The following is a 10,320-nucleotide window of genomic DNA, read 5'->3' on the forward strand; positions in this document are numbered from 1 at the left end:
ACATTGATTTATTATTTATAGTAAATAAACAGACTGTGCTAGTTAATATTTATATATTTATAATTAACTAGCACATCAGATTTTATTAATATTTTCCTTTATTTATCATAGCATTAATTTTACTTGGTAGTCCAAACAGCTTAATGAAGCCTTCTGCATCTTTGTGATCATATAAGTCACTTGCTCCAAAAGATGAAATTCCTTCATCGTATAAAGCATGAGGTGATTCCATACCCGCAATCATTATATTTCCTTTATAAAGCTTTAACTTTACAGTACCTGTTACATTTTCTTGTGTTTCATCTACAAAAGCATCTAAAGAATCCTTAAGTTTTGTAAACCATAATCCATTGTATACTAACTCACCATATTTTTGTGATACACTCTGCTTAAATTGTAATGTATCTTTATCAATAGTTAAACGTTCTAACTCCTTGTGAGCTTCGTATAAAATAGTTCCACCTGGTGTTTCATAAACCCCTCTTGATTTCATTCCTACAAGTCTATTTTCAAGTAAATCTATAACTCCTATTCCATTTTCAGCACCAAGCTTATTTAAAGTTTCAATTATTTCCACAGCACCTAATTCTTTTCCATCAATCTTAGTAGGTACTCCCTTTTCAAAATGGATTTCAACATAAGAAGCCTCATCCTTAGCTTTTTCTGGTGGTGTAATCATAAGGTACATATCTCGTTTATGCTCATTTCTTAAATCTTCCAAGTCTCCACCTTCATGGCTTGTATGCCATATATTCTTATCTCTAGAATATATTTTTTCCTTTGTAACTGGCACCTCTATACCATTAGCATTTGCATAATCTATAGCATCTTCTCTTGATTTTATATCCCATATTCTCCATGGAGCTATTATTTTTATTGTAGAATCAATTGAAGCTATTCCAACTTCAAATCGTACTTGGTCATTTCCCTTTCCTGTACATCCATGACATATATATTTTGCGCCTTCTTTATGTGCTATTTCTACAAGTTTTTTAGCCATAAGAGGTCTTGCAAAAGATGTTCCTAGCAAATACTTGCCTTCGTATACAGCATTAGCCTTAACCCCTTTAAAAACATACTCTTCTATAAATTCTGAAGTTAAATCTTCTATATATGCTTTTTCTGCTCCAGATTTTAATGCTTTTACTTCTATTTCAGAAAAATCATCATCCTGCCCTACATTAATACAGCAAGCAATTACATCTAAATCATAATTTTCTTTTAACCATGGTATTATTATAGAAGTATCTAACCCTCCTGAATATGCTAAAACAACTTTATCTTTCATTTATAAAACCCCTTTCCCTTATACACTGAATTTTTATTCATATCTCTTTAAATTATTTTTAAATATCTTTATGTATATTTATTAGTTTTTTATCTTTTACAGCTTATATTTTACTGTTTTCTATAGTTTTTTGTATAATCATTAATTACTTTTAGAAATTTTCCATGTGATTATTATACATCATTTTTTATATTTATGCAATATATTTTTATAAATATGCAAAATAATTTTATAAATATACATTTGTTATATTATTTTTCACAAAAATAATACACTTACGAGTATATATTACTCCTAAGTGTATTAAAAACTTGTACTATTAAATATCTAAAAATACATATTTAATATGTATACCAAACTTATTGTTCCACTAACCACAATAAGCATATTTTGTTTTTTCAAAATTAAAATTCCTGCAAAGATACATCCTACTATTGCTGTAGTAATATGTCCAGTTGAAAATAGTACTTCTGGAAATAATAGTCCTCCAAGTGCAGCATAAGGTATATATTCTAAAAATGATTTTAAAAATTTCGCAGGCTCCTTACCCTTATATAATAGTACAGGTATGGCTCTTGTTATATAAGTTACTAATCCAGTAAAAAAAATCATACTAATAGCTTTATTCAATATCATCACCTGCTTTCATAGGTAGAAATATTGCACCGATCAGTGATGCAATAACAATAGTGATAATAATTCTCCAATTTCCTATTACTTTATTTAACATAGGAATCCAATATAAAATTGAACTTATTATCATAGCGATAACAGTTACTATTGCTATTTTCATAGAACTTCTTACTGCTGGAAGAAGCAACCCTAAAAACATAATATATATTGCGATACCTATACTTTGAGAAATAGATTTAGGCAATACATTTGCCAAAAGTACACCTGCCATTGTTCCTGTAACCCATCCAATATGTGATATAAGCTGTGTTCCCAATATAAACGAAGTTTTTAAATCTTCTCGTGTCATAGACACAACAAAAACCTCATCTGTAATTCCAAAAGCCAATAAAGCTCTTATTTTTGTTGATACTGAACCCTTCAGTTTATTAGCAACACAGAATGACATAAGTAAATATCTTGCATTAATCATTATTGTAGTTAATACAATATTACTTAACCCAACCCCCTGTGCAAACATATTAACTCCAACAAACTGTGCTGCTCCTGTAAAATTTGTAAAAGCCATTACTATAGCTAAATATCCAGATAATCCACAATTTTTTGCAATCAATCCAAAAGTAAGAGAAATAGGAAAATACCCTAAAAATATAGGAATTCCAGCTTTTATACCCTCTTTAAATTCTTTCATCTCTTCAAATTGAATACTTGTTTCCATATAAGCCCCCCTGTTAAGTAATAATTTAATATTTACCTTTTATGTGCAACCCCTTTACACAAAGTCCTTTTACATTATATAACATGATTACCAAAATTCCAATTATTAATATAATTTTCTATACAAACCAATTAAATTATACTCATAAAAATAACAGGGTAAAATTTTTACCCTGTCATACATATTGTTAATTATTCATTTTATTTATTACTTCTTCAGTAAACTCCATAGTCTTAGCATTTCCACCAAGATCAGAAGTAACTATCTTACCTTCCTTTAAAACCTCAGCTACAGCATTGTCTATTTTCTCTGCTGCTTCATATTCGCCTAAATATTTAAGCATCATAACACCAGTTAAAATAGCTGCTGTAGGATTTGCTATATTTTGTCCTGCAATATCTGGTGCTGAACCGTGTACTGCTTCAAATACTGCCATTTCATGTCCTATATTAGCTCCTGGTACTACTCCCAGACCTCCAACTAAACCTGATGCCATATCAGATAATATGTCACCATATAAGTTAGGCATAACAAGGACATCATAATTTTCTGGAGTTTGAACAAGTCTCATACTCATAGCGTCTACTATCATATCTGAAAACTGTATGTTCTTATGTTTCTCTGAAACTTCTCTAGCACATTTTAAGAAAAGCCCATCAGATAATTTCATAATGTTCGCTTTGTGTACTGCAGTAACTGTTTTTCTTGACTGCTTTTCAGCAAGGTCAAACGCAAATTCTACTATTCTGTCACTTGCTTTTTTAGTTATTATCTTTATACTTTCAGCTGCTTCCTCTCCAACCTTATGCTCTATACCTGCATACAGTCCTTCTGTATTTTCTCTAACAATAATAAGATCTACATTTCCATATCTTGAAGGAATTCCAGCATAAGTTTTTACTGGTCTTACATTGGCATATAAATCTAATGCCTGTCTAAGTCCTACATTGACACTTCTAAATCCTTTGCCAACAGGTGTTGTAACTGGACCTTTAATTGCCACCTTATTTTTTTTAATACTTTCTATAACATAATCCGGAAGTGGCGTTCCATGTTCTTCTATAACTTTTGCCCCAGCTTCAGCTACTTCCCAATTAATTTCAACTCCACTTGCATCTATAACATCCTTTGCAGCCATCATAACCTCAGGACCAATTCCATCTCCTGGTATTAACGTAATATTATATGCCATTTTTTTACCCCCTTAAAAAATACAAAACTCCAAGTTTCACATTTCAATTTTAAACTGATTTTATTTATTTTTAATAGAATTAATAAGCCCACCATTAGTTAACATTTCTTTTTGTCTTTCTGAAACTTCTAGTTTCATTGCATAAACTTTTCCTTTAGTCTTATTTTTTATAATAACTTTTCCACTTTCAACACTGCTTATTGCTTCATTAATTACAATTTCATCAAATTCATCTATATCATCATAATCACTAGGATTCTCAAAAACTAAAGGCATTATTCCATTGTTTATAAGGTTTGCCATATGAATTCTTGCAAAAGATTTTGCAAATACAGCTTTTACTCCAAGGTAAAGAGGTGCTAATGCAGCATGTTCTCTACTTGAACCTTGACCATAATTTTCTCCAGCAAGAATATATCCGCCATTATTTTGCTTAGCTCTTTCTGGAAACTCTGAATTGCAAGGAGTCAAGCAGTAATTTGACAAATGAGGTACATTAGATCTATATGGTAATAATTTTGCATTTGATGGCATTATATGATCTGTAGTTATATTATCCTCTACCTTTATTAATACCTTACCCTCTACAGTATCTTTTAATACTTCAGCTATAGGGAATGGTTTTATGTTAGGACCTCTAACTACTTCTACTTCCTCACCATTTTCTGCTGGTTTTACAATTAAATTATCATTAATTAAGAATTTTTCTGGCATTTCTACTGTAACTGCTTCTCCAAATTCTCTTGGATCAGTAATGTATCCCTTTATAGCAGAAACTGCTGCAATTTCAGGACTCACAAGATAAACTCCTGCTGATACTGTTCCACATCTTCCTTCAAAGTTTCTATTTATTGTTCTAAGTGATACTGCATTATTTGCTGGTGATTGACCCATACCTATACATGGACCACAACCACTTTCAATTATTCTAGCTCCTGCTGCAATCATTTTTGATAATGCACCATTTTCTGCAATCATATTTAACACTTGCTTAGAACCAGGACCAATTACTAAAGATACATTCTCATTAACTGTATAACCCTCTAAAATATTTGCTACCTTCATCATATCTACATAAGAAGAGTTAGTACAGCTTCCTATTGTTACTTGATCAACCTTTACATTTTTTAACTCTGATACTTTAACTACATTATCAGGACTGTGTGGACAAGCAACTAATGGTTCTAATTCACTCAGGTTAATTTCTACTACTTGGTCATATTCTGCATCTTCGTCTGCTTTTAATTCTATAAAATTTTCTTCTCTGTCTTGAGCTTTTAAAAATGCTCTTGTAACTTCATCACTTGGGAATATTGAAGTTGTAGCTCCAAGTTCTGCTCCCATATTTGTAATTGTTGCTCTTTCTGGAACAGATAATGTCTTAACCCCTTCTCCTGCATATTCAAAAACCTTATTTACTCCACCTTTTACAGTAAGTCTTCTTAATAGTTCAAGAATTATATCTTTTGCAGTAACCCATGGACTTAATTTTCCTGTTAAATTAACTTTTACAACTTGTGGACATTTAATATAATATTCTCCGCCTCCCATAGCTACAGCTACATCCAAACCACCAGCTCCAATTGCAAGCATTCCTATTCCGCCTCCTGTTGGTGTATGACTGTCTGAACCTACAAGAGTTTGTCCTGGAACTCCAAATCTCTCCAAATGTACTTGGTGACATATTCCATTACCTGGTTTTGAAAAATAAATTCCATGTTTTTTAGCTACTGTTTGAATATATTTATGGTCATCTGCATTTTCCGGACCTGTTTGAAGCATATTATGATCTATATAAGCAACAGATCTTTTAGTCTTAACTTTATCTACTCCAAGAGCTTCAAACTGAAGATATGCCATTGTTCCAGTTGAGTCCTGAGTTAAAGTTTGATCTATTCTAATTCCAATTTCACTTCCCTTTTTCATTTCCCCAACAACTAAATGTTCCTTTAAAATCTTTTCTACAATATTTAATCCCATTTATTATCAGCCCCCTAAAATTAGATTTCTTATATATTCGTTTATATTGCTAATACTGACAATATAAATAATTATGAAATTTTACCATATGCATTTTTCAAAAACAATTTATTTTTTTATAATGTCGGGTAAATATAGTACATTATATCATATACCATTAATTCAAGTAAAGATGTTTTGCAATATGCACCTCCAAATTATTCATTTTCATAAAAATTAAAGAAATGAAGATTTAGTAATTCTTTCTTATTAAAAATTGAATTTTTATCTTTTTATTTTCTACTCTTGTAACTACAAGCCTATACTCATTATTTCGTATTTCTTCACTAAAAGTTTTTGATATCCTTTCATCAAGTTCACTTAATTGAATTCCGTTTTTTGACGCTATGAAATTTCTATTTTTTTCTCTGATTATATGCAAATTTTCCCATTCATTTATGTTATAATTATTATTTTTTATATATAAAATTGTACCTCTCTCACTTAAAATTCTCATTAAACTATTATATCTATCCTTAAGCAAAGAATTCTCAAATTTTTCTCTTTCAAGTATTTCCTTGTTTTTGTCTATTTCTTCTATCTTTTTATTTATCTCTTTTTCCAATGCCTCCTTATTTCTCCTTAAATTATTAATAATATGTTGCTTACTATTAATATACTTATTTAAAATTTCAGAGTCTATATGCTTATTACTCACTAGAACCCTCCTTTTTATAAATGAAAATATGGTTTTATATATATAATCATGATAAAATATTATAAAAAAAAATACAAAGGTGATAATATGAATAAAACAAATTCATGGATAGAAATATTTGTTAAGTTAATCAAAATGATAAAAGTATTTCTTATAAAAGTAAAGCTATACTTAAATAGAATTTATAACAATCTTATATTTGTATTTAACAAACAAGAAACAATAAAAAAAATGTATGAGCCAATTATCGGTGAAAAAATTAGCCATAATAAAAAATTGCAGAAACAATTATTATCTCTAAAAGAAGATAATAAATTGATTCTGCAAGAAATACAACAATACACCGTGAAAAATTCAGACTTAAACAAAAAAGTAGATATACTTCAAAATCTTATATTAGATAATACAAATGATTAACTACAGTAAAATAGTCATATTTGAAAAATTCTATTTTTATTTACATTATAAAAAAGCAAAGTACCTATGTACCTTGCTTTTTTAGTATTGTTATAAATTTCATATTCTCTCAATAAGATTATTTAAAGTTAAATTTACTTTTTCAACTATTTTTTAATATTTAAAGATTACAAATGCTTTCCTATTTCATTTTGAACAATTTCTGTTAATTTCTTCTGTTCATCTTTAGATAATTTATCTACATATATTGGTTTGCTAAATACCAATCTAATATTACCCTTTCTAAGTCCCCCATTATGTTCTTCAAAAATTTTATAGCTTCCGTCTACTGTAACAGGAACTATCGGAGCATTTGCTTTCAAAGCCATTTTTAAACTTCCTTTTTTAAACTGTCCCATCTGCTTTCCTTTACTTCTTGTACCTTCTGGAAATATAACCATAGAATGACCTTTTTTAAGATTTTCAGCCCCCTCATTTATAGCTTTAAGCGATTCTCTTATATTTTCTCTATCTATAAAAACACACTTAAGCTCCTTCATCCAAACTGATATAATTTTTAATTTTTTTATTTCTTTTTTTGCAATAAATCCCATACTCTTATCTATACTTGCAAACATTGCAATAAAATCAAAATTTCCTTGATGATTTGATACAAAACAACAAGCTTCTTGTGGAATATTCTCTAATCCTTCAACATCAACAGTTACACCCGTTATTTTTAGTATATGATTAGCCCATTTTACAGCTGCCTCATGTAAATACCTTTCTGCTGCTTCTTCGCCTTTAATTCTCCTAATATAATTTAATTTTATTTTTTTAAAAAATACTCCTACCATATAAAATACAAAATATATGTATATTAAAGCCGTTCTCATATGTCTCATCCTCTCCATATTCATTAATGCAATTTCTATTATAATATCCTAAAGCTTTTTATTCAATAAAGAATTTCTTGGCTTTAAACTTGATTTTGCATCATATAAACTTTAATAATTTCAACCTTAAATATATAATATATCTTACCATAATTTTAAGATTCTCAGTATTTCCGATTCTAATTGATATATTTCCCTATTTGACCTTTTTATTGTAAATAAATTGATATATTTGTATGATAATGATAAACTATTTTTATCTAATAACTAATAATACGCTTATTTAAAAATTAAAGAGGTGTTTAGATGAATTATTTGAAAAGGTATTTGAGTATCTTTTTAATTACTTTACTTTGTATATTTACTTATACTGGTTGCAAAAATTTCAAAACTGCTAGTATAGTAACTCCATCTAAAGATAAACTCCTGGTTCACTTTATAACCGTAGGACAGGGAGACTCTATTTTAGTTCAAGCAGACAATAAGAATTTACTAATAGATGCAGGTCCTAAAAATAAAAAAGTTGTATCATATTTAAGAAAATGCGGCATTAAGACTCTTGATTATGTAATTGCAACTCATCCACATGAAGATCATATTGGTGGTATGAGCTCCATTATAGACAACTTTAATATAAAATATTTCTATGCTCCTAAAAAAATTACGAACTCAAATTCATTTAAAAATATGGTAATTGCTTTAAATAAAAAGAAACTTCAAATTACTCCTGTTAAAGCAGGTGAAAAACTGGATATAGGTAAAAATATACTATGTACTATAATAGCACCCAATAATAATTCATATAAAGAAGTTAATAATTATTCTGCTGTACTTAAACTCACATATAGAAATACTAGCTTTTTATTTACAGGTGATGCTGAAGTTTTAAGTGAAGAAGAAATTTTAAAGAAAGGTTTTAACATTAAAGCTGATGTCTTAAAAGTTGGCCATCATGGAAGTAATTCTTCTACATCTACTAATTTTCTTAATGATGTTAATCCTAAAGTAGCCGTTATTAGCTGCGGTAAAGGTAACGATTATGGTCATCCACACAAAGAAACTTTAACAAAATTTAAAAATAACAATACAATCTTATACAGAACAGATTTAGATGGAACTGTAATTTTAGAAAGTGATGGAAATAAAATAATGAAAAGGTAGTGATAACAATGAATCCAATAGCATTTAAACTATTCGGTATGGATATCCATTGGTATGGAATATTAATAAGTATGGGAATTGTTTTAGGGCTTGGGGTAGCATATAAACAAAGTGAATTTTATAATATTGATTTTGAAAAGGTAACTGATATTTTTATAATCTGTTTACCTTTATCTGTTTTGTGTGCAAGATTATATTATGTAATATTCAATTGGTCTTTTTATAGTTCTAATCCTTCTGAAATATTAAATATCAGAGGTGGAGGTCTTGCAATACATGGAGGAATATTAGGTGCTGTCATAAGCGGCTATTTCATGTCCAAATATAAAAAAATTGATTTCTTAAAATTATTAGATTTAATAGCACCTTCCTTTATTCTTGCTCAAGCAGTAGGACGTTGGGGTAACTTTTTTAATTCTGAAGCTCACGGAGGAATAGTTTCTAAAGAATTTATTTCTCACTTTCCTTCTTTTATACAAAAAGGAATGTTCATCGGTGGTTCTTACTATCATCCAACCTTTTTATATGAATCAATTTGGAATTTAATAATATTTATTTTACTATTAATTTCAAGTAGAAGAAAATTGAAAAAAGGATCTATTTTTTATTTATATCTTATATTGTATTCCATAGGTCGCTTCTTTATTGAAGGTCTTAGAACTGATAGCTTAATGTTAGGACCTTTAAGGATGGCGCAAGTAATCAGTTTAGTTTTTATTATTATTTGTACTTTACTATTGATTTTTTCAAAAGATAATTCACACTAGAAAAAAATTGTGTAACAATTTTTTTCTAGTAACCAGTCGCCAATCCCCAGTCCCCAGGAAATGTTGATTTTCTTCCTAATGTCAGAAAATCTTTGAATTTAAAATATCTTTTTCACGCTTTATGTGGTTCCAAGGGCGTTAAGATTAAATAAAACTTTTGAAAAAATTTGACACTCTTTCGGGTGAAAGAGTTTTATTTAACAGTTTTTTTAATAAAGGCATTTAGCCTTAGATCAAGTAATATTTCGCTTGAGCTATCGCTTTCGGAGCTTACCAGCTCTTTACTTGAATAGATAATATCAAAAGCTAGTGAAATTTTAATTTTTCACTAGCTTTTATTATTTAATTGAAAGGTTTTCTGACCTAAGGAAGAAAATCCTCTTTTATTGTTCTATAAAAAAAATAAAACCTGTAAATTTCTCATTTACAAGCTTCCATAACCACAATTACTATTTAATTTAAAAGTGGCTCCGCGAAAAGGATTCGAACCTTCAACCTATCGGTTAACAGCCGAGTGCTCCACCGTTGAGCTATCGCGGAACGTTATTTTTTCGATAACCAATATCCAGTTACCAGTGAAAGATTTCTTGTT

General features: G+C 29.1%; 10 protein-coding genes and 1 tRNA gene. 3 read left to right on the forward strand and 8 right to left on the reverse strand.

What is annotated here, in order from left to right; translation table 11 throughout:
- Positions 1-85 precede the first annotated feature (85 nt).
- From OIO11_RS11255 to OIO11_RS11280, 6 genes are all read right to left on the reverse strand, one after another.
- Positions 86-1,288: an argininosuccinate synthase gene (locus tag OIO11_RS11255; RefSeq protein ID WP_268071572.1), complete on the reverse strand. Its 1,203-nt coding sequence runs from the start codon at positions 1,286-1,288 to the stop codon at positions 86-88.
- Positions 1,289-1,615: 327 nt separating this feature from the next.
- Positions 1,616-1,918, reverse strand: coding sequence for an AzlD domain-containing protein (locus tag OIO11_RS11260; protein ID WP_268071573.1), 303 nt, complete (start codon positions 1,916-1,918; stop codon positions 1,616-1,618).
- On the reverse strand, positions 1,911-2,639 hold the full coding sequence (locus OIO11_RS11265; RefSeq protein WP_268071574.1) for an AzlC family ABC transporter permease: 729 nt from the start codon (positions 2,637-2,639) through the stop codon (positions 1,911-1,913). Before OIO11_RS11265 ends, OIO11_RS11260 begins: the two co-directional genes overlap by 8 nt.
- A 187-nt stretch (positions 2,640-2,826) precedes the next feature.
- Entirely contained in the window at positions 2,827-3,831 is a 1,005-nt protein-coding gene (locus OIO11_RS11270; RefSeq protein WP_268071576.1) for an isocitrate dehydrogenase (NAD(+)), read from the reverse strand.
- 60 nt (positions 3,832-3,891) lie between these two features.
- Complete coding sequence (locus tag OIO11_RS11275; protein WP_268071577.1) at positions 3,892-5,811, reverse strand: aconitate hydratase; 1,920 nt, start codon at positions 5,809-5,811, stop codon at positions 3,892-3,894.
- 232 nt (positions 5,812-6,043) lie between these two features.
- Positions 6,044-6,508 carry a hypothetical protein gene (locus OIO11_RS11280; protein WP_268071578.1) on the reverse strand — a complete coding sequence of 155 codons (465 nt, stop codon included), beginning with the start codon at positions 6,506-6,508 and terminating at the stop codon, positions 6,044-6,046.
- Positions 6,509-6,595: 87 nt separating this feature from the next.
- Between OIO11_RS11280 and OIO11_RS11285 the strand changes: the two genes are divergently transcribed.
- A complete protein-coding gene (locus OIO11_RS11285) occupies positions 6,596-6,925 on the forward strand; it encodes a hypothetical protein (protein WP_268071579.1) in 330 nt (109 codons plus the stop codon).
- 167 nt (positions 6,926-7,092) lie between these two features.
- Here OIO11_RS11285 and OIO11_RS11290 read toward each other — a convergent pair whose 3' ends face one another.
- Positions 7,093-7,800, reverse strand: a complete 708-nt coding sequence (locus OIO11_RS11290) for a lysophospholipid acyltransferase family protein (RefSeq protein WP_442781297.1) — start codon at positions 7,798-7,800, stop codon at positions 7,093-7,095.
- Between the two features lie 306 nt (positions 7,801-8,106).
- Here OIO11_RS11290 and OIO11_RS11295 point away from each other — a divergent pair, with 306 nt between their 5' ends.
- Positions 8,107-8,961, forward strand: coding sequence for a ComEC/Rec2 family competence protein (locus OIO11_RS11295; RefSeq protein ID WP_268071581.1), 855 nt, complete (start codon positions 8,107-8,109; stop codon positions 8,959-8,961).
- 8 nt (positions 8,962-8,969) lie between these two features.
- Complete coding sequence (gene lgt / locus OIO11_RS11300) at positions 8,970-9,728, forward strand: prolipoprotein diacylglyceryl transferase (protein WP_268071582.1); 759 nt, start codon at positions 8,970-8,972, stop codon at positions 9,726-9,728.
- A 465-nt stretch (positions 9,729-10,193) separates the two neighbouring features.
- Here lgt and OIO11_RS11305 read toward each other — a convergent pair.
- A tRNA-Asn gene (locus OIO11_RS11305) sits at positions 10,194-10,268 on the reverse strand.
- Positions 10,269-10,320 lie beyond the last annotated feature (52 nt).

Origin of the sequence: Clostridium sp. ZS2-4 (assembly GCF_026719745.1) — a bacterium.
Classification (GTDB): Bacteria; Bacillota; Clostridia; order Clostridiales; family Clostridiaceae; genus Clostridium_H.

What these genes read in the sequence shown, in the direction of transcription:
- OIO11_RS11270 (WP_268071576.1), bottom strand. Translation starts at nt 3,831, where the DNA reads ATGGCATATAATATTACGTTAATACCAGGAGATGGAATTGGTCCTGAG.
- OIO11_RS11275 (WP_268071577.1), bottom strand. Translation starts at nt 5,811, where the DNA reads ATGGGATTAAATATTGTAGAAAAGATTTTAAAGGAACATTTAGTTGTT.
- OIO11_RS11290 (WP_442781297.1), bottom strand. Translation starts at nt 7,800, where the DNA reads ATGAGAACGGCTTTAATATACATATATTTTGTATTTTATATGGTAGGA.
- OIO11_RS11295 (WP_268071581.1), top strand. Translation starts at nt 8,107, where the DNA reads ATGAATTATTTGAAAAGGTATTTGAGTATCTTTTTAATTACTTTACTT.
- OIO11_RS11285 (WP_268071579.1), top strand. Translation starts at nt 6,596, where the DNA reads ATGAATAAAACAAATTCATGGATAGAAATATTTGTTAAGTTAATCAAA.
- lgt (WP_268071582.1), top strand. Translation starts at nt 8,970, where the DNA reads ATGAATCCAATAGCATTTAAACTATTCGGTATGGATATCCATTGGTAT.
- OIO11_RS11255 (WP_268071572.1), bottom strand. Translation starts at nt 1,288, where the DNA reads ATGAAAGATAAAGTTGTTTTAGCATATTCAGGAGGGTTAGATACTTCT.
- OIO11_RS11265 (WP_268071574.1), bottom strand. Translation starts at nt 2,639, where the DNA reads ATGGAAACAAGTATTCAATTTGAAGAGATGAAAGAATTTAAAGAGGGT.